Raw genomic sequence first — 21,341 nt, forward strand, 5'->3', positions numbered from 1 at the left:
AGGTACTTGGTGGTTCCCCACCCTTTGGACGTCAGTATGCTGTGCTACCTCATCCCCCCGATAGCTATCGAGGGCTGCCAGGCCTCAGTATCCAGCACTGCGTGCGTCCCCTTCGCACTCCCGTGCTCGGGCATGTTCGTTGGAACCGGGGTTTGCAGTCTCGCTGCCTTGCCACCCCGCCCCCTGGCCCCTCACTAAAATCTTCCACTGGAAGATTTCTTTACGCTCGGTCCTCTCACGGCAAACCACCCCTGTGAAAAACAGGGGACTTGTTGGAACGAAGTGGAAATCCCGCCATAGCGGGACTAACGCTTCGGAGCAGCCTGCCCTGACACGGTCAGGGTTACCCCCGCACGTAAGGGATGCTGAGAAATCAGCACACCCTCTGGAATATTATGGTATCTTCGATACCAGACGCCCATGCCGGGCACACACATCACCTATACGCAAGCAGGGGTTTCGTGCTTCGTAGGACAGGTAATTGGTAAATTTGAAGTTCAGTTCTTCGTAGGAAGTTCAATGATAAAATTCCCTGCCTGCGTATAGCTGAGAACCGTTATCGCTCAGTGTAAAAAACCCGAGCATCAAAATGATATTAAAAAAAAGTAAATTTATAACTAATAAATTATTAACTATCTGTAGTGACATCAGAATCGCAAAATATTGAGTTCAAAGTATCCTGGAGAGACGAATACCTAAAATGGATTTGTGGTTTTGCCAATGGCAATGGAGGTAAACTGTGTATTGGTATTGACGATAAAGGCAAGGTTACTGGTGTTGACAACCATAAAAAACTATTGGAAGATTTGCCCAATAAGTTTCGGGATATTCTGGGCGTGTATGCGGAAGTGAACCTTCAAGAAGAAATGGACAATTACTATCTTGAAATTATTGTTCCACGGTATGATGTACCGATTTCTGTAAGAGGTAAATATTATGTGCGTACCGGAAGCACTCTTCAGGAAATAACTGGATTGGCTTTGAACGAATTTATTTTAAGAAGAACAGGAAAGACATGGGATGATATTCCTGAACAAAGGGCTTCCCTCAGTGACATTGATGAATCGAGCATTAAGCAATTTTTGTAAGATTCAAGGATCGTTAAACGAATAAATGTTGAAGACGATATCAGCATATCTAACTTGCTTGATAAATTGCGTTTGCTTGAAAATGGACATTTGAAAAGAGCAGCCATTGTCTTATTTGGAAAAGAGCCTGGGAAATTCTACCCGAACATGGCGGTTAAGATCGGTAAATTCGGGGAAACGGATGCCGACCTGAAATTTCATGAGGTAATAGAAGGTAATCTGATACAACTCAAAGACAGGATAGGAGAAATGCTTAACGCCAAGTTCTTCATTAACCCGATTGACTTTATGGGAATGCAAAGAGTGGAACTGGATGAATATCCAGTTGCTGCTGTCCGAGAGATGCTCCTCAATGCTTTAGTTCACCGGAACTATATGGGAGCACCCATACAAATTCGATTGTATGAGGATAATTTCAGTGTTTGGAATGATGGCGGTTTGCCAGAAGGAATTTCCGAAGAAGATTTAAAGAAAGTACATCGATCGAAACCCAGAAACCCATTGCTTGCAGATGTTTGTTTCAAAGCAGGCTATATTGACTCTTGGGGAAGGGGAACAATCAAAATCATTGAAGCTTGTAAAAATGCAGGGTTGCCTGAACCAGTTTTAAAAGAAGAACAAGGAGGATTCCTTAGCATGGTATTCAAAGACCGATTTACCGAAGAGCAGTTGAAGAAGGCCGGACTAAATGTAAGACAGATTGAAGTGATCCTGTACACTAAAAAATATGGAGAAATTACTAATTCGAAGTATCAGGAGATAGCTGATGTTTCAAAAGCAACGGCTACTAGAGACATTAAGGATTTAGAAAACAAGGGGTTATTAAAAAATATTGGGACAAAGGGATCGAGTGCAATTTACAAACTAGGAGTTGGCTCATAGTTGGCTCAGTTGGCTCACAATGGGCTCAAGGTTGGCTCAAGGATAAAACAAATGGAAGAATCAAATGAGCAGAAAAGAACACCGAGGCGATAGTCGAGTAGGTAAAGGGGAATCCCACCCCTAAACCTCTCACAGACAGGCAGTGAATCTCTCGATTGTTCATGATAGATTTGTTTTTAGTTGTATTCACGAATGCTTGGGCATTTCATACGGCTCTTATTATGCAGTCGGTTATAGTCAATTATACTAGACCAATTTGTAGCCCAGTTCCCAATGGTAGAACAGGTTTGGATAAGAAACGGTAACTTGTCTAAGCCATTTAACTGCCTTGACCTTGCTTCCTTTGAAGCTCTTGTACTTGTTCAAAATCCACCTGATCAATCGATGGTGTAGGTAATAAAACACCGATTTTAAACTTCTACGGCTTATTTTCCCATAGTATTGAATCCACTCTCGTATCTTTGGATTGATTTCATTTGAAAATCAAAAACGCATGGCTTGGACGGGCCAAATCTTTATAATGCTGCAAATCCTCGAAACGTCCACAAGGGGAGAGACAAAAAATATGGTAGATCCGAAAAAGAATAGGAAAGTAAACATCGAAAATGCATGCCGTTCAGATGTTCCGCCGTACAAGCAATTTTTTGCAATTTCGCCGGGAGGTTTGAAAGGGAATCGCTGAAAAACTCTTACCTTCCTTCCTTGGTTAACAATAAGTAAATCCTCGGTACTCCTACTTAAATTGAACGACTTCAGGTGAGGAACCACATCATTTCATCACTATTCTTTTTTTGGGGCTTGGCGTTGCTGTCGCCGACAGCAATTCAAGCAAAGGAATTGTCGCCTCCTTCCGTATTCGAGATTCAAGATGGTGAGTCCCAGTTTCGGATCAGTACTACAATGGATTTTCTGCTGGATACCGCCAACGAGTATTCGGTAGAAGATGTACAAGCACCTAAGGTTCAACGCCTGTTTCAAAAGGTTACGGATCCCCATATCCTGTATGATTTTTACGAATCCGCAATCTGGGTCCGGCTTACGATCAAAAACTCCCACAGCGCCTACGACAAGGCATGGTATTTTGAATCCTGGGGCTTTGATATCAGCCAAATCAATTTCTATTTCCCCAATCCCGACGGCACATTTGAAGCCTACGAAGCCGGCTATGAACTGCCGTTTGGCAGTAGAAATATCCAACACAAAAACTTTATCTACCTGCTAGATTTAAGGCCGGGAGAGCAAAAAACGTATTACCTCAAAATCAAGAGAGACTACAACCTGCAATTCAGCTTTTATGTCAGGGCTAACGACCGGTCGCTAAACCACTCGTTAAATGAATACTTTTTGCTGGGTACCTACTATGGGGTGTTGATTCTTATTCTGACGTTCAACCTGTATTTATTTTTCAAACTTAAAGATTTGCTCTACCTCTATTTCCCATCGCTTATACTGGTTTACATCTTGTTTTCTCTCGGCAGAGACGGCTTGGGTTTTCAGTACTTCTGGCCCAATATGCCTTCGTTGAATAAACTGAACAATCAATACCTCATCGAATTTTTCATTATCGTGACCACTCTCCTGTTTTCCAACCGGTTTGTTCAGAAATACACCAAGAGTGACCGGGTACTAAAATTCACCTATTGGGCCATTTCACTGAAGCTTCTCTTTTTCCTCAACCAACTTTTTGGGATTGAGTTACACTACATCACCTACTTGGTCATTACCATCTTGATTTTGCTGATCCCCTTTGCGTTTGGCATGCGGGAACTCCTAAAAGAAAAAATCCACTCTTGGTCTTATGTCTTCGCCTACGCATGCCTGTTTTTGGTGATTATTTACACCTATTCCCGTAGCATCGAACTCTTCCAAAATGCGATCCTAAACTGGTACCTGGTGTATCCGGTAATTTTCCTGGAGATGCTTCTTTTCTCCTTTTCCATTTTTAATCAGATCAAGTTTTTGCAGGATGAAGCACTGCAGGCAAATGCGGAAAAAACGCTGATACTCGAGAAAAACAACCAACTCACCCAAGAGCTAAATAGCAAGCTGAAAGAAAAAGTAAAAGCCCGAACCGAAAAAATAGAGCGGATGGCGGCCGATTTGGCAACTAAAAACGATGAACTTCAGGACAGCAACGCCAAGCTAGCAGACCTCAACAAAAGAGTCACCGAGATGAATCAATTGCTGCTGGAGAGGAATGCCGAATTGAAATCCTCGGTGGAGGAAATCACCAAAAGCCTTGCCCTGATGAAAGGCCTTGGCTTTGAAGAATTCAAAAAAGTGTTCCCCGATAAAGAGACCTGCTTGAAGTTTCTGGCAGAGCTGAAATGGAAAGATGGGTACCGCTGCAAGAAATGTGAATACAAAAAATTCCAAGAGACAACCAACTTCAGCCGGCGGTGCAAAAATTGCAACTACCTCGAATCTCCCACGGTATATACGCTTTTCAACAAACTCAAATTCCCCATAGAAAAGGCCTTCTATATCCTCTATCTCTCCAATAGAAAAGATGTAGACCTGACCTTAAATGAGCTCTCGGAAATTCTGGAACTCCGTAGGGAAACGTGCTGGGCATTCAAAAATAAGATCTCCCAGGCGATGGAAAAAGTCGGGCACAACAAAGAACTGAGCGGCTGGGAATCGTTGGCACTCGTGGAGTTGGAATAACTCGGGTTTAACCTTATGGTATTATCCGCATCGATGCCTTGCCTGACGCCATGATCCTATTGCTCCCTACTCCAATAATTGCTGTACGTCGCGATAGGCATCCTTAGGCTCCAACTGCTCATTCAATAGGAAAGGAAAATGCTTTCTTCCCGGCCTATCCAACCAAGACGCATCATCTCCTATTCCCCAAAACGTCACTCCCGTAATCATATCGCTGTAGTCTAGCAGCACACTGAATATCTCCCGATAAGCTACCCGTTGCCTTAAGTTGAACGCATCGGTATAGATTTCAGACCCGGGCTCATTGTTTGATAAATAGACAGACAAGTCCAACTCGGTGATCTGTACCTCCACGCCTAGCCCTTTGAATAGCTCCAGGGTAGTCCGAAGATCCTGTATGGAAGTCCCTACGGACCAATGCCCTTGGAGACCCACGCCGTCTATAGGGATATTATTGTCCTTTAGCCTTTTGACCAAGTTGTAAATCTTATCCCTCTTCCAACTGAAAATGGCATTGTAGTCATTGTAAAAAAGCTTTGCGTCCGGGTCTGCCCTACGTGCATAAACGAACGCAGAATCAATGTACGATTCCCCCATGATTTGGTACCAGGGTGAATCTTCCCTGTAGATTATCTGACCATTCGGATCCCAATCATATAAGGCTTCATTTACCACATCCCAAGAGTCAATACGCCCCTTATACCGGGTCATCACGGTAGTAATATGTTCTTCCAGTTGGTCTAGCGCTACTTCTTTGGACAATAAATCACCATGTTCATCATAGAAAAACCAATCTGGCGTCTGCGAGTGCCAAGTCAGCGTATGCCCCCTTACCTTCAGATTATTTTCCAGGGCAAAATCAACGATTCGGTCCGCATTGGTCCACGTATAGGCTCCTTTTACACGCTGTATGGCATCCGGCTTCATTACATTTTCGGCCGTCACACTGTTGAAGTGCTCCAATAGGGTACTCCCATGAGGGGTTCGGGCGTCGGTATGTTCAGGAGTTATCGCAGCTCCAATAAAAAAATGATCTTTGAAAAGCTCCTTCAAAGGAACGTGTTGCCTCTCAACTCCTTCGGCGAGTTCCGGATCCGAATCATCGGTAGTAACACAGCTGACAAGCGATGCCGATAAGACTACGCAGATCCAAAAATAGTTGCGGTAATTGTGCATTTGTTTATTATTTATCGTTGGGAAAGGGTCACATACTTTCCTAAAAGAAGCATTCAGTCTTGGATTAGCCAAGACTGAATGCCTGGCAGAAAGCGATATACTCAGTATAAAACCATCGTGCCAAATGTCAGGCAGACGGGAATCCTCGATCAATAGTTGACTACATACTTCTTGATCACCCCTCGGTAATCACCGGTTACGATTGCACTGGAACTGTTACGCTCCACTGAAATTTTCACATTCGGATTATTTGAACTCGCTTCAATCTGGGGTGTCTTTCCCAGAGGCACGTTGGCATGAACCTCATAGCGTTCGTAGTCCAAGATTCCGTTTTCGTTCGTCGATCTCACCGGCACTTCGGGGAGTTGCAACGCTTGCCCATTTACGGAAATACGGACACTGGGAGATATCGGGCGCTCCAACTCCTTTCTTCTGGCGCTAAATCCCAATCCCAATAAATCAAATAATGGCTCCCCGTTGTCCGCTTCAGCCACCAGGAAGATTGCATGCTTTCTATCCAAGTCATCCACAAAGGACGACACGTCAATTTTGAATTTGGTAGCCTCTTGAGGAGTGTTGGCAGCTACTTCTATCGTTCCAATCTTGGTGCCTTTCCATGTTTGGTTATCCCAAGGGCCGTCCAACCAAACATGCACCTTGAAAGCCTGTTTCGTCTTCGGTGTCAAAAACAAGTTAAACGCGGTTTGATTTCCTACCTTGGTTCCTTCAAACGCTTTCAAACCCAACTTATCCTCGGCTAATCCGCCAAACCCAAAGTACTTATACCCTATAATATGGCCATTTTTAACTTGGGTGATCGGCATGTGATTATCCCAAATATCCCAGGAGTCCTGTTGAATGCTGATATCGGAAAGATAGGAGGCATATCCTGCAGAATAATACCGGTAGGGATCCAGTCCATATACATGAAACCCTTCGGAGGTCACCTCAGCTCCGGTATATTCCCGGCCTTGTTTATCTTTGGCGGTCCAAATCTTATTTTCAGCATAAGGGTCAAAAGCCCGAATACGAGCACCTCCGCCCTCAGCTACCGGCTTTTCATCTACTTCAATAACAACCGGTGCAACTACCGCCTGACGCGCAAATCCGAAGCCCCTCGGAGGCTTGTGGTAAAAAGCATACCATTGGCCGTTGATCTCTTCAATACTTCCATGCGTGTTATGCCCTCCGTTAGTCAGGACAATCCCGCTTCCGTCTTGGTTTAGCACCGGACCTCTGGAATCCACCAACACACCTCCACTCTTCCATGGCCCAAGCGGTGAATCACCCACTGCATATCGCAGCGTTGAGTTGGTACTGCTTACACCGTACTCTGGCCCGGAATACCCACTAAATACCGTAATGTATTTGTTCCCAACCTTTCGGATAGAAGAGGCTTCAAAGAAATTGAAAGACCCTAAATCTTCGCCCGAATATATCGCAGGATAGGTGGTGCCCTCGGGGTCTCTCAACGCGCCGTATCTGCTGCTTGCCGGCAAAAAATAAGGTATGATTTCGGTCCCGGGACGCAGGCTATACATGGTATTTTGATCCAGCTCTGCCGCAAGCGATCTCTGAAATCCCCAATATGCATAGGCTCTAAAGCCAATTTCGTAATCTGGGTCAGCAGGGTCCGTGACGTACTCTATAAAAACAGCGGGATCAAACCCCAAAATACTACCTGGCAATGTATTGCGGCCGTCCTCGGTCAAATTGATCGGGGTGAACGGCCCATCAGGTCTATGGCCCTTCGCCACCATCGCCTCCCTACCCGGTCCGCGGCTGTGGGGATATAAGTAATATTCCTTCGTCCCATCCTTTCGCTTCACCTCTACCAAGTCAGGCGCGTACATGACGTCCCACTGACCGTCTATTTCATAGGTAAAAATAGCCCCCTCGTCTCTCCATTGGGTCAGATCCTCCACTGGGGCCGACCACATGCGGATATCAGGTCCGCAATAACTGGCGAAACGCAAATCATGTGAACCGATAATATATGCCCGGTATTTTCCCGGATTGTCCGGATCCTCAAATACGCGGGGTTCACCATCTGGTAGGTGCTCCCACAAGGGCAAATAGGGATTCCCGGGATGGGTGTGCACATATTTCCCGTCCCGCACCAAAGGCGCCAAATGGGTCTGTTGTCCCCACGCATGGGTCGCCAAAAGCCAGCCTAAACTGATGCAACAAATGGAAACCACCCTCCATACAATCACATTTACGTTTCTTTCCATGGTATTAATAATTGGTTTTATCGGTTATCAGCCCGCCAATCGACGGACAAAATGACTATTTTGCTTGCCCCCTAGGCGATCCGCAGGATACCTTCTACCCCTTAGATTGCGCGCATAGGTACCGGTTTCTTATTTCCCGTTGTGCACATCTCTGCGAGGTCAGGGATTGCCCGGCAGGATATCATTTGCAGAAGTCGCATACAGACCTATCAAGGTTCCGGTAAAGCCCCCTGCTACGTTCGTAGATAAAATATCTCCGGATACTACACCCCCTAGATTTTTAAGCTCTCCACCCGCTGTAGCATAGCCGAATTGGTAATCGTCGGAGGTAGCCTTTACCTGCAATGTGATCGGCTTGAAAAGATCTACCTGGGTACTGGCAATGATGGTAGAATTAACCTTTCGATTCCTTCCATTCCCTTCAGCCTCTGTGCGTTCGAGCACTAGTAGGTAATCGTCTCCTACTTTGGTTACACCAAAGACATAATGAAATGCCTCACTCTGCAAACAAACCATACCTGCAAGATCTCTTTCGGATCGGGGTTGGTAATCGAGCGTGGCAGTAAACGAGAAATGCTTGTGTTGTTGCCTGTAGAACAAGGTAGACGTGGGTTTCACTTCCTTTATGTTCACTGGAAATGGCGTGATCTGCACCCCATTTTTTGTGGTTTTCATAAAATCTTCCCTTGGCCCACGCAGTCCAATCCACCTAAAGTCCAGCCTTTCGCTCTTAAAATCTTCTGTGTACGTGAAATTCCCATTAGGAAAAAATCCTTCTTGCCCGGTTTTATTTTCGCTTATGCCGGCCGGCATTTTCAGTTTAGGCTCCAGAGGAACAAGCCCATTTTCAAAAACCGGCCACTCTCCTGACCAGTCTACCGGCAGGATAAAGGTCTCTCTTCCCGTATTTACACGATTCTTTTCGTTGGGCCTAATTCCTAAAAAGACACCGTAATATTTACCATCCGGGCCTAACACCAAGTCTGCATGGCCTGCCCAATCTACCCGGTTGCTTCTGCGACCAAAATACCGCTGCGTCAAAATAGGGTTTGAAGGAGCAGGAATATACGTCCCCATGGGGTGGTCGCTCTTAAAGATCACCTCACTATGATTGTCGCCGGTGCCTCCTTCAGCGCACATTAAATAATATGCCCCATTTTTCTTATAGATGTGTGGGGCTTCTATCCAAATGGGATTTTTGGATGGGTCCACCCCACCGTCTACGATAATCTTGTCAGTTCCTTCTACCACCTGATCCTTATCCAGATCATATTCCCAAATCTTAATGACCCGATGACCACTATACCTTTCCTTTCCCCGATCAGGGGCATCATTGTGCACCACGTACGCCTTTCCATCTTCATCGAAGAAAATTCCGGGGTCTATTCCATCAAACTTGAGTTGAATCGGGTCGCTCCAGCCTTGAAAGGGATCCTTGGTCTTGACTACCATATTTCCAATGCCGCCCGCAAACTGCGTGGTGATCATGTAGAAGGTGTCGTTGAAAGGGTTGTATTTGATGTCAGGCGCAAAAATCCCAAAAGCAATCCCTGCATCGGATACTTTCAGTTGAGACTTACGGTCTAGCACGTGGCCTATCTGAGTCCAGTTTACCAAATCCTTGGAATGGAAAATAGGCACCCCCGGGAACATTGCAAAAGAGGAAGCAACCATGAAATAATCATCTCCTTTTCGCGTGATAGAAGGATCCGGATAGCACCCTTGAAGAATTGGATTATAGAATTCGTCCGCTCCCAATGGATTGTCCAGGTACACTTGATCCTCTCCTACATAGGTGGCATGGTGAAACACCGCCTGATTCGCTTTTCCACTTTGGGAAAATGCCTCTACAGTCGTCAAGACCATCCATGCAACGAGCAATACATACTTTCGGTAGACTTTCATCGATAATAGTGGGTTTGTATCTCAAAGTTATTTCAACATCCTATCAACCTGATTTTGACTAGCTATTTCTATGCGTTGAGTCAAAGATAACGGCTTCATTAGAGACTTGGCGAAAGCACAAAGTCACTGAAGCCAGCTCTTCCTCCCGGATCAACGGTGGCATAGTAAAACAGCGCAAAGCGGTAGCCCATGAAATGAGGCAGGGTATAGTTCATCTGAAGGGTCGGCCCAAACGGAATCCAAGACTTTCCTCCATTCTCACTGTAGTAGAAATTAGCTTGGTCTTTTCGGTCCGTAAAATCACAAGACACCTTCAACTGGATACGGTCTTTATCCAATATTTTTCCATACGTTCGCGTGACTTGGCCTTTGTCAACCAGTTCCAGGCTAAGAACTTTTTTTCCCTCTTTGACCTGTACGCCCAGCCATCCATACTGTTTTTGAAGCAAACCCAATCCTGCGACATCTCCCTCTTTAAGCTCATTGAGATGAATGGTTACCGCAGCACTGCTGACTGGCCCAAAGGTGCGTTGAGTCAGGGTATTTCTTGCCGCAAGCCAGGATTCATCTGTGCGATCCGACTTCAGAATCAGGCGTCCCTTTTCACCGTCTATATCCCAAAGTTCACTTACCGGATGATGGTTCCACTGCCATACCAAGGGCAGTCTCGGCTGTTTAGCGGTCCGTTTAAAATCATCTGAGGCCACAATCGGTGGAATACCAGAAAGCTGTTTTGGCAATTGGGGCAATTCCATGGGAACTTGACCTTCTACTCCAAAAACCGGCCAATTATCTTCCCATTTCACGGGCACCAGATAGGGGATACGGCCAACCGCGCCAAAGTCGCGAAATAAATAGCCATACCAATTTCCGTCTACAGCTTCCACCAAGCCTCCCTGCGCCACTCCTTTATCCTCTAAAGCGACCCTGCCCTCGTAGGGGCCCATTAGTTCCTTTGAACGATGAACAAGCACTGTACGCATCCCTCCACGGGGCCATGTGATATGAAGAAGGTAATAATACCCGTTAATTTGAAACAACTGAGAGCCCTCTGCCGGGAGCATAATCTCGCGTGCAACGGGTGCATGGGCAGTTTCGATCAGCACCCGCTCGGTATCCATTTTTATCCCGGAAAGGTCGGACTCCAATTCCACGATTTTTATGGTTCCTGCTCCCCATACCATATAAACTTTGCCCCCTTCGAAAAACAACGTGTGGTCATGAAGCGAAGGACTAAAGGAGGTTGCCTTCCATGCGCCCTTTTCTATATCATTGGTCGTGTAAATGTAGGTTTTATTGGTGTTACCTGAAAAAGTGGAAACATAGTAAGTCCCTTCATGATAGCGCAGGCTGCTGGCCCAAGACCCTTTGCCATACATGGACTTACCATCCGTTAGCGCCAGGTCATCCCCCGTATCCAAGACATCGTACGCATAGTTCAGCATCTCCCAGTTCACTAAATCAGTGGATTTCATCAAAGGGAGTCCCGGACTCATGTGCATGGTGGTACTGCTCATGTAATAGACATCCCCGACCCTTATCAAAGAAGGGTCGGGAACGTCAGCATAAATGATCGGATTCGTCGCACCTTGCGCCATTAGCTCCCCTGAATAGCTAACTATTAGCAGGCTACAGAACAAGGTAAACGCTCGAATCACGATCATTTGGGGCATTTAACAGGTTTGATAAAAATAATTATTGGTATGCGGTGGCCATATGAATGATTTCACCGACCACCCGCTTGGGGGAATAATCTCTGTTGAACAACAAGGGGTAGTCTGTACGGCCTCTTACGGGCCATCCATTTTTCCAGGAATCCCCATCTTGAATTCCCCAAAGAGTCACCCTTGATATTTTGTCATGGTGCTTTAAAAGAAGGCCAAACAGATCCAAGTACCGCTCATCAAACTTTCGCTGCACCTCTTCAGGCAATCCTTCGGTGTAAGGATTCAGGCTTTCCTGATATGCTGCGTTTGTGGCCACATCCGCTCCCATATCTCTACGTGGCGCCGGCAATACCGTCAAATCCAGTTCGGTAATCATTACATTCACGTTCAATTCTGAAAATGCCAAAATGCTCTTTTCAAATTGATTCATGCTAGGGTATTCCAGACCTATGTGCCCTTGCATCCCTATCCCATGTATGGGAATGCCCTGCTCCTGCAAACGCTTCACCATACGCACCACCCCTTCTCTTTTTCCGGGATTGGCCATCGAATAGTCGTTGTAATAGAGTTCTGCATCCGGGTCGGCTTCGTGGGCAAACTGAAAGGCCAACTTTACAAAGTCTTCACCCAGAATTTGATAAAACTTGCTGTTTCTCCATGAACCATCGTCCAAGATCGCCTCATTCACTACATCCCACCCATGGACCTTGCCCTTGTATCTCCCTACTACGGTATAAATATGGTCTTTCATCCGCTGCGTCAATACCTCTGGACTGACATCGTTTCCATCCTTATCCGTAAAAAACCACTTCGGCGCCTGTGAATGCCATATCAATGTATGGCCTACCATGTGGTACCCACCTTGCAGTCCAATCTCGACAAAGCGGTCGGCCATCGTAAAGTTAAAGTTGCCCTCGGTGGGTTGGATAGGCCCGCTTTTCATCACATTTTCCGCTACAATTGAATTGAAGTGCTGCCGCAGTAGCTCCAATCCTTTCAGATCCGTTCCATTGATATGACGGCGGCCGAGTGCAGCCCCAAAAAGAAACTTGCCTTCAAAGGCAGACTGAAGGAAAAGCTCATCGTGGCTTGGGGCTTTATGATCCACGGAAAAGGACGATAACCATACGAGGGATACCGTAAAGGTGAATTTGAGCAATAGGTTTTTATTCATAGGTATGCAATTGCTTTTTTGGTGTGCCCGCCTGCCAATCTAGAACGGTCAGGCGGGCTTTAATAAGTTAATCTTTGTCCTTCAGCGGAAGCCTCCCCAAATAATAAACACATCCGAAGGGCAATCCCCTACGGTAGAGGGCGCCGACTATCCTGCTTACTGCGCCAAGGCCTCGGCAAAACCTGCATACGCATGCTTTCGGTTTAAATTGGAAGACCACAAACCAGACCGAGCCGAATCAGTACCATCAACCGGCGCTGCCAACGTGATCCCGGTTTGCTGATTAGCCGGAATCAACGAAAGGTATTGACTTACCACTTCTTGGTATATTTCCCCTTGCCGGATCAAGGCTACGGAAGAAGGAGCCGGATCGTTTAGCCTAACCTCTAATGCACTGATTTTGATTAATTTGCCTGTTTCTGCAAGCAACCTAAACATGGCACCAACCTGCTCCAGATTGGAGTCCAGATTCAACACTATTTTGGCCGCGATTCCATCTACGCTACCGCCTTGCTGTTCAATGTACGCCACATAGTCAATCAACGCACGGCATTTTGCAAGGTTCGCTTCCATTCCGCTCTCACTGATGTATAAAATATCATCTGCGTTTCCATACTGCCTGGCTAGCTTAAACGCCTCCGCCGCGTACGCTCTCCCTATGTAATCCTGCCAATAAAATTCCCCCTCTCCGGGAGTAAGGCCCAAACCGGTGCGGATAAGTTCCGGATCGGAATCATTGATTGGATCAGCCACCACTTCCCTTTCCTTGATGGTTTCTTTCGTTTGAGACACAAAACTACTGATCCAATGTTCCATTTGCGTGTGGATGATAGAGGACTTTTCCATCTCGGTCTTTTCCACGATGGTGGTTGACCCACCTGTCATACGCTCACTGGACAACACCACTTGGTCAATGTAAACCGTGCCTGCAAACTCCCCATAGCTGAAAATCAATCGATTTCGATCGCTGGCGGAGACCGTTGTGGTAAGCGATACATACCTCCAGTCGGTGGTCACGAATACCTGCCCAAAACCGTTTGAGGAGAAGTTAGGACTTTGCAGCTCCGGACGTATGACTCCCTCGGCGTCTCCCCTAACCCAGAAACTCAATCGGTATGTCTCTCCATTTTCAACGGGAGCAGCCAGTTGATACAATGTTTGCACTTCCCAAAATCCGCCGGTGACCGAGGGGTTGGTTACAAAAAATGCCCTACCTGCATTCCCGGCACCCATCCCATCTTCTGTTACTCCGCGGGTGGAGTTATTTCCCCAGCCTCCCCAAGCAATACCAGACTCAAAATCACCGGAATCGACCAAGTTATTGATTATCGGATCTCCATCGAGGTCATAGACATACAAATTATTCACATCCAAGTAATAGGTCACGCCAGGCTGGTAGCCCAATTCTAAGCTAAACCGAAAACTGTCTCCGGCAAAGTCACTTACGCGAAAGCGTATCTCCTGCCAGGAAATTCCCGTGGTGAATGTTTCGGTAGGAGCACCGGTGCCTGACCAAGCAAGAGGCGGTTCATTGTTGCTTAGTCCCTCAAAGGTAAACCTGCCTTCCCCGGGTACATCCGATTTAATGTAAGCGATCACCTCGTAGGTTTTGCCCGGAATAACGGGAAGCGAAGGGGAAGTCAGTTTAACGTCGGACGGACTGCCCACCGACGCACCTGCCACGAGTTTAACTCCCGGAGCATCGGCCCCCATTCCCGAGTTGGCCTCCACGGAAACCCCCGACGAGAAGGACCACTGATCGAGGACACCCGCAGCGATCTCTCCGACGTTCAACTCATTCCTAAATGCCGGGGAATTTACGATCAGGGGAGAGAGCAGGGTGTTTAGGTAGGATGAATTTTGGTTTCTATGCCAGACCAGGGGACTGCCAAAGACACTCATTTCCCTCGATCCTACCAACTCAATAAGTGATTCCGCCGGTGCAAAGTTGAGATTCCCGTTGCTTTGTACGATTGAACGATGATCCAATCCAGAACTTGGCGTAAACTCATTGAAATTCCGATTAGCCAGCCTAAACCGAACACCCTGTGACGTAAAATCACTCATCGGCAAACTTATACCCAGCTTGAATTTGGGATTATTCATCCCCTCCAGGTAGCTTAACAAGTCCGGAAACGCATTAATTTCCTCCTGAATTTCAACATTCAGCGGCTTTTCGACTACAAAGTCTTCCAAGGCTCCGAAATCAGCACAAGATGCCAATCCCAGAAATACCCATATATATGCAGAATAAAATATCTTTTTCATCTGTTTATAATTTGTTCTTTAGCGGTCAGATGGAATCTCGCACGAATTTCAATCGTCCCTCCGTGTGTCGCTTGCGTCGTGCTCGATTTCATGTTTATAATCGTTTTTCAGCGGTCTCAACTAGCTCCGGTGACTAAGATCCAAGGCCGTGGCCATACTGGGTATCTATTCCACTCGTGCGGGCCGCCATTTTTATGATCATCTCTTTGTCTCTCGGTTAAGTAGCGTATACTTCCTACACTTTCCACCCACTGCTGCTTACCGAACAACCGGAGTGAAAAACTCCGCTCCCACTCCCCGATTTCTCATCACCAGGGTATCGGTGGTAGCCACGGTCATGGTAGGAAAGTCTATTTCATACTGCAGATACATGGCATCCCTGTCCTGATTTCCCCAACTTCGCTCTTCCCCTCTTTTTACGAATTGACCCGTACCTGTCGCAGTCACACCATCGGTAGCCGATGTAATGGTGCAGGCACCTTGATTGTTAAAGACTAGTCTGAGGTTAACCTGTTGGTCAGCACCATCGGCACCCTGTACAGTAAGTGGAAAATCAACAGTAGTAAGCGACTGCGTATGCAACTCTTGTAGCTGATCCTGTTCTACAAATTCAGCACGACGGATGATCTCTCCGCTTAATTGCTCGTTGCCAGACTTCCCGGTCACCACATCCCTTCCCCTCCGGAGATAGATTCCATGCCACTCGTTTACGTATTTTACAGCATACAATACAAAGTCCTTTGGAGCTACTTCCCAGTCCCCAATCAGGTGTCGATTCGGGTTCGGAATGGGCGATCTACCCGTCAATACACTATCCGCTCCTGCTACCGAAACGATCCTTAACGGAACCACATACGTGTTTTGAATGGCTTCGGGGTCGTTGAAAAAGGCCCCGGTGAGCGTCATCTCCATTCCCCCGATAATCTCTCCTCTAGGAATCGTAATTACCGGTTCCGGCATTTGGAAGTACTCCGAAGGAAGCACTTTGACCTCTCTACCGCCCTCCGAAAAAAGGAGGTTTTCAGCTAAGGATGGATCATAGGCGACATCCAGCCGGATATCTTCGCGATTGGAATACACGCCTCCTGTTGTGGCCATGACTTTAAACTTCCATTCGTTGTCCAAGGTGGTGTCGAAAATGTCTTCGCCTAGGGTAATCGTTCTGACGGGATATTGGTGGGCAAAATACACACTCTGAAAGTCAAAGTCCGGAAATTGCCAGTCATCGTTCACACAAGAACTGATGCCTATCACCGTGAGTAGTAGTATGAATATATTCTTCATCTTTTTGAATTTTAGCTATCAAGGTATTCTCTATCCTATCTATTTTACCAGCCGGTGTTCTGACGAACAGCGCTGTACTTCAAGATCTCACTCAGCGGTACTGGACCATAGATCATATGTTCTGCGAAAACCCGATTTTGGACATTGACGATCTGAAAGTTATTGTTTTCAATTCGCATACCCCGGGCGGGTTCGGTAAGATTCTCATTCCATCTTCTCAAATCCCAGAAGCGGAAACCCTCGAAACAAAGCTCCAACCGGCGCTCATTTCGGATCAACGCACGCATCGCATCTTGGTCATCTCGAATCGACTCCAGATAGGCATCCCCATTGTTCAGGCCAATCCCGGCCCGTTGACGGATGGCTTTGATCACATCGTAGGCGGAAAAACCAAACTCGCCAGAACCCATTGGCCCCCAAGCTTCGTTGGCCGCTTCGGCATATATCAGGTAGAGCTCGGTATATCGGATTCGAGGCATCACGTGCAATTGCCCATTGACAGATACTGGATTGAGGTTTACGTCTTGTCGGAGCAATTTCCGCATATAATACCCCGTACGCGTAGAAACCTCCACCCTATTGATCCCATCATTGGTTCCACCGTCCGCGGCCGTATTGATCACCTGGCTATTCGGCCCTGCCGTACTCCCATTCCGAATGATAAAGTGACCAAACCTAGGATCTCTGTTGGCAAATGGATTGGCGGGATCATACGCACTATTGGGATGGTTGATAGGATAACCATCTACGGTAGGAAATGCATCTACCAGGTTTTGGGTGGGGTTCAGTAATCCATTTCCAAACTGCGTCGGCGGAAAATGAGCGGCTTCCAAATTACTCGAAGGCCCTCCCAATGAGGTTCGCCATAGAATTTCCCCGGGATTGACACCCCCGCCCAAATTATTGATTTCGGTTACATTGGTATACCAAGTCAGGCCGTTGGGAGACAATCCGGCTACCCCTCCATTGAGTCTTAATACTTCCCCCGCATACCTTGCGGCATCCTGCCAAGTAGTGGTATTACCTTGAGTAAAGGCAGGACTGGCGGCCATTAATGCAGCCTGTGCCCGAACCGCCCTAGCAATTCGCCCACTCATCAATTGCCTGGCGTCCTCTCCAAATATCCTGTTATAATCATTTCGGTTAGCACCCAAGAGACGATAGCGCTCGGGCACATCCTCTTCGCTTAGGATGTCTTCGTAATCCAAAGGCAATAGATCGATGGCGGCATCCACATCGGCATATAGCTGCTGCATGCATTCCTCGAAGGTGTTTCTGGGAAGATTGAATTCAGAATTCAAATCCTGAGGTTCAGTAAATAGCTGCACGCCCAGCATCTGTCCATCCGCCATGCCTCCGTGGGCCTGCAAGAGGTGGTACATAAACAGCGCCCGCAGCCCAAGGGCCTCCCCCTTAATCCGGTCGGCAAACATGCGATCCAGCATACTGTTGTTTACCGTAAAGGTGACGCTGTCTGCCGTTTCAATCATAAGATTGAGGTACTGAATTGCCGCCTTGGCGTTTCCCCATTGGTTTACGGGATTGTTATCGGCTGCCCATTGACCACTAGCCATGGTAAAAAAGGCATTGTCCTCGTTGTTGCTTACAGCATCATCGGTGGCCATGTCGTTAAAAGACCAGCCGTTTCGGGGAATTCGTGCATATCCATTGATGATCAACCCTTGGGCAAACCGTGGCTCATTGTAACTGCTCTCCAGATCGCGGTTATTCTGAATGGCAGGCTCAAACAAGTCCGTGCAGGCCGTATGTAGGGTCATGAACAGGGCCATAACTCCGAGTATCGTTATCTTGTTCTTCATATCTCTTCCTTGTTAAAATTGCGCAGCCAAACCTAGGTTAAAGAAGTGTGTCTGAGGCGCAGATCCGACGTTCGTCGTCAAGATCTTTCGGTTAGGGCCTAAGGTCAGCAGGTTGGCCCCATTCATGTAGACATCCATTCCCTTCACGAAGGATCCTCCAAACATGCGTTCCGCGGGAAGCCGATAGGTCACCTGCAACCTAGCCAAATCGAACCGGTCGGTGCTGTACATCCAGAAATCCGTGTTGCGGAAGTTATTCGCTCCGTTTAGTGTAGTAAGCCGGGGATAGCTAGCTGTTTCAGCCGTCTCGGGAGTCCATCGGTCTCTAACTACCTCAGAGTATTTACCCTCGCCTGAAATCCAGAAATAGGAATTGTTTCGAAGCGCATGAGCACCGCTTCTCCACATCCCCAAAGCAAAGAAGGTGAGGTTTTTCCACTTGGCAGTAACATTCAACCCCATGGTCAATGGCGCTCCAAACCACCCTCCTCTACCCAGGAATACTTCGTCCTGTGGCGTGATCCTACCATCGCCGTTTTGGTCTACATATTTCAAATCACCCGGCGCTACCTCACCAAAAATTTGGGTTGGTGACGACTCTACCTCCGCGGTGCTGCCAAAGAATCCGGCATTCCGGAGGCCCCAAATGGCATCAAGGGGTCTTCCACTTCTTACCTGATACTCATCTAGCCAGTTTTCGCCCCGCTGCAGCGCCTTGGTGTTATAATAGGTCCCCACCAAGCCTATATTCAAGTTTACACTCCGAATCCTTTCATTCAGGTTCAAATTGAAATCAAAGCCCGTTCGTTGGTCGCTATTGAAGTTTTCAAATGGGATAAAAGAGGAAACTGGAAAACCTGTGGTGAAGTAGGCTGGATAGATATCGGCCCGCTGCACCAATAGGCCGGTCATCCGGCTGATGAATGCGGATCCGTTAAAATTCAGCTTGTTGTTGAAAAAGGAGCTTTCGATTCCAAAATTGATCTCCTCCCGGCGTGGGAATCTCATCTCTGGATTCGATCCCCTTCGGGAAATGGTGGTGATGTTGTTCAACCCGTCCTTCCACGTGTAGAAGACGGTACCATCGCCCTGTTGGGTAAATACCTGTTCGTACATGTAATAATCGACGATATCCAAGTCCGTGTGGATCACACCGCCGGAAACCGAAAGCAAGAGATTGTTGACTACGGAGGAGTTTTTCAAAAAACCCTCGTTACTGATTCGCCATCCCAGTGATCCGGTTGGCGAAAATGCCTGCCGGTTGTTTTCTGGAAGCCTTGCAGAATGCACTACAGCACCGTTAAACTCTGCCAACAAGCGATTTTGATAACTGTAGCCAATGTGGAGACCCAGGTTGGCATTACTCACCCGATGGTATAATTGGGAAATACCCGTTTGGAATCCCCCGGCGACCAACATCGCGGAAATCTCGTGCTTGTCGTCGATCACGGTATTGTAGTTCAATTGGGCGGACATGGACAAGGTCTGCTGAAAAGTGCTCCCACTGATATTCTGTGTTCGCGTACTGGCGTCTTGACCAAATCGGGTAAGGCCTGTAATCAGGTCTTCCCCTGCATAGTTGTTCCACTGAGGCTCGTACACTGCATATTGGTTGTTAAATGCCAATACATAGGACGTCTGATAGTCCAATCCAAATCGATAACCAAAGGTCAGTCCTTTTGCAACATTTCTCAGGTCTGCATTCACCCCGGTGTTGAACTGATATTGCCGACTTGTAAACTGATTGGAGCCTCCCGCATAGATATCTGCTATGGGGTTGGACTGTTCCAGCTGACTTCCGCCCAAAAGGTACTGTCCGTCGATCAGGTGGCTGCTGTTCTGAATGAAATTTTGCGAGGCCACATCGTCCTCTTCTACCATGGCTACCGGCACCAATGCGGAAAAACGGTTGGGTCGGATATTGGCGGCTCCTTGCCAATAGTCGGTGTTCACCCCTCTCCCATTGTAGAAAATCACCGCTGCATCGGCGAAACCGGATATGTATTCGGTCAGGTTCATGTCCACATTACCCCGCACGTTAAATCGTTCATTCCTGTTTTGCGCTGCTTGTCCAAAGTTGAGCAGAGAACCTTCGGTCATCATGCCCAAGTTGGTGTAATACCTGGCCCGATCGTTTCCTCCTCCGATCTCTACCGTAGCATCGTGTCTGCTGTAAGCTTTTTGAAGAAAATCCGTGGAGTAGAAATCCAGGTTAGGGTAGCGAAACGGGTTGGAACCCGACGCATGGTTGAATATTTCCTCTTGGGAAAACAAGGGCTGCAAGCCATCGTTGGCACGGGCCTCATTAAACAGACTCATGTACTCAGCAGAACCAAGGTATTTTGGTATCGCCCTCGCAGCATGAACACCTGTATTGGCCCTGACGTTGACCGTCTGCTTACTGACACTGCCTCGCTTGGTGGTAATCATCACCGCACCCTTGGCCGCTCGGCTTCCGTAAAGTGCAACCGCCGATACGCCTTTTAGAAAAGTGATTTGCTCGATTTCGATCGGCATCACACTCCCAGGATCTCTTGGGACTCCATCTACCAACACCAGGTATTCATTGTTCCCCCAAATGTTTCCATGAAATCCGGGAGCAAACCCCTCCATGTTATCCAAGGTCCATGTGAAGTAATTCTTCTCCAGCAGCTCGGGTACATTGACATAGGATATGCCCCCAATCAGGTTTGACTTGTCTTTTACCTGAAAAGCCGTGTTTACCTGCCGTGATTCCCACTCTGGAAACAAGATGATGTCTTCTGTTTGGCCTGAAACCCTGAGAACCCTGCTCTCAAAACCGGGTGCCTTGAAAATCAGCATGGAGTTGAGCATCACCTCTACCTCAAAATTGCCCTGCTGATCTACCTCGCCGATGACCTGTTCATCATCGTTCATTACGACTGCATCGACCAGGGGAACACCCTCCGTATCCTTGATCGCAGCCCGTATGCGGATCGTTTGACCTGCCTGTGCCAACGCCAGTGTGTAACTAAGCGTCAGCATCAAAGCCAAAACCCAACTTATATGTTTAAATTTCATCTTTCTATAATTGATTCTTAATGGTCAGATGGAATCTCGCATGGTTGCCCCGATAGCTATCGTGGCAACCCGGTGTGTGACAGGTATGTCACGCTCGATTTCATCAGTGCTACTTATATCGTTGAATTTGAATT

Annotated in this window: 14 protein-coding genes; 3 read left to right on the plus strand and 11 right to left on the minus strand. The window is 47.2% G+C overall.

Annotated features, from left to right (window positions below):
• Positions 1-641 precede the first annotated feature (641 nt).
• The gene (locus IAQ59_RS22350; RefSeq protein WP_342450697.1) at positions 642-1,088 is read left to right on the plus strand and encodes an AlbA family DNA-binding domain-containing protein; all 447 of its coding nucleotides are present in this window, start codon (positions 642-644) and stop codon (positions 1,086-1,088) included.
• Positions 1,089-1,142: 54 nt separating this feature from the next.
• Complete coding sequence (locus tag IAQ59_RS22355) at positions 1,143-1,970, plus strand: ATP-binding protein (protein ID WP_245189552.1); 828 nt, start codon at positions 1,143-1,145, stop codon at positions 1,968-1,970.
• 25 nt (positions 1,971-1,995) lie between these two features.
• Here IAQ59_RS22355 and IAQ59_RS10990 read toward each other — a convergent pair whose 3' ends face one another.
• Positions 1,996-2,133 (minus strand): hypothetical protein, encoded by a 138-nt coding sequence (locus IAQ59_RS10990; protein ID WP_209330864.1) that lies wholly within the window; start codon positions 2,131-2,133, stop codon positions 1,996-1,998.
• Between the two features lie 83 nt (positions 2,134-2,216).
• Positions 2,217-2,441 (minus strand): group II intron maturase-specific domain-containing protein, encoded by a 225-nt coding sequence (locus IAQ59_RS10995; protein WP_342450702.1) that lies wholly within the window; start codon positions 2,439-2,441, stop codon positions 2,217-2,219.
• A 285-nt stretch (positions 2,442-2,726) separates the two neighbouring features.
• Between IAQ59_RS10995 and IAQ59_RS11000 the strand changes: the two genes are divergently transcribed.
• Positions 2,727-4,637, plus strand: coding sequence for a 7TM-DISM domain-containing protein (locus tag IAQ59_RS11000; RefSeq protein WP_342450698.1), 1,911 nt, complete (start codon positions 2,727-2,729; stop codon positions 4,635-4,637).
• A gap of 66 nt (positions 4,638-4,703) precedes the next feature.
• On the opposite strand, the gene IAQ59_RS11005 is transcribed toward IAQ59_RS11000, so the two are convergent.
• From IAQ59_RS11005 to IAQ59_RS11045, 9 genes are all read right to left on the minus strand, one after another.
• Positions 4,704-5,813, minus strand: coding sequence for an endo-1,4-beta-xylanase (locus IAQ59_RS11005; RefSeq protein WP_209330865.1), 1,110 nt, complete (start codon positions 5,811-5,813; stop codon positions 4,704-4,706).
• Between the two features lie 149 nt (positions 5,814-5,962).
• Positions 5,963-8,047: a glycoside hydrolase family protein gene (locus tag IAQ59_RS11010; protein ID WP_209330866.1), complete on the minus strand. Its 2,085-nt coding sequence runs from the start codon at positions 8,045-8,047 to the stop codon at positions 5,963-5,965.
• A gap of 159 nt (positions 8,048-8,206) precedes the next feature.
• A complete protein-coding gene (locus IAQ59_RS11015; protein ID WP_209330867.1) occupies positions 8,207-9,952 on the minus strand; it encodes a glycoside hydrolase family 43 protein in 1,746 nt (581 codons plus the stop codon).
• 98 nt (positions 9,953-10,050) lie between these two features.
• Positions 10,051-11,625 carry a glycoside hydrolase family 43 protein gene (locus IAQ59_RS11020; RefSeq protein ID WP_245189553.1) on the minus strand — a complete coding sequence of 525 codons (1,575 nt, stop codon included), beginning with the start codon at positions 11,623-11,625 and terminating at the stop codon, positions 10,051-10,053.
• A gap of 22 nt (positions 11,626-11,647) precedes the next feature.
• On the minus strand, positions 11,648-12,793 hold the full coding sequence (locus tag IAQ59_RS11025) for an endo-1,4-beta-xylanase (protein WP_209330868.1): 1,146 nt from the start codon (positions 12,791-12,793) through the stop codon (positions 11,648-11,650).
• Between the two features lie 156 nt (positions 12,794-12,949).
• Positions 12,950-15,061: an endo-1,4-beta-xylanase gene (locus IAQ59_RS11030; protein WP_209330869.1), complete on the minus strand. Its 2,112-nt coding sequence runs from the start codon at positions 15,059-15,061 to the stop codon at positions 12,950-12,952.
• A 258-nt stretch (positions 15,062-15,319) separates the two neighbouring features.
• Positions 15,320-16,345 carry a DUF5627 domain-containing protein gene (locus IAQ59_RS11035; protein WP_209330870.1) on the minus strand — a complete coding sequence of 342 codons (1,026 nt, stop codon included), beginning with the start codon at positions 16,343-16,345 and terminating at the stop codon, positions 15,320-15,322.
• 44 nt (positions 16,346-16,389) lie between these two features.
• Positions 16,390-18,165 (minus strand): RagB/SusD family nutrient uptake outer membrane protein, encoded by a 1,776-nt coding sequence (locus tag IAQ59_RS11040; RefSeq protein WP_209330871.1) that lies wholly within the window; start codon positions 18,163-18,165, stop codon positions 16,390-16,392.
• Between the two features lie 12 nt (positions 18,166-18,177).
• Positions 18,178-21,207: a SusC/RagA family TonB-linked outer membrane protein gene (locus IAQ59_RS11045; RefSeq protein WP_209330872.1), complete on the minus strand. Its 3,030-nt coding sequence runs from the start codon at positions 21,205-21,207 to the stop codon at positions 18,178-18,180.
• Positions 21,208-21,341 lie beyond the last annotated feature (134 nt).

It is taken from the genome of Lunatimonas salinarum (genome assembly GCF_017811155.1).
GTDB lineage: Bacteria > Bacteroidota > Bacteroidia > Cytophagales > Cyclobacteriaceae > Lunatimonas > Lunatimonas salinarum.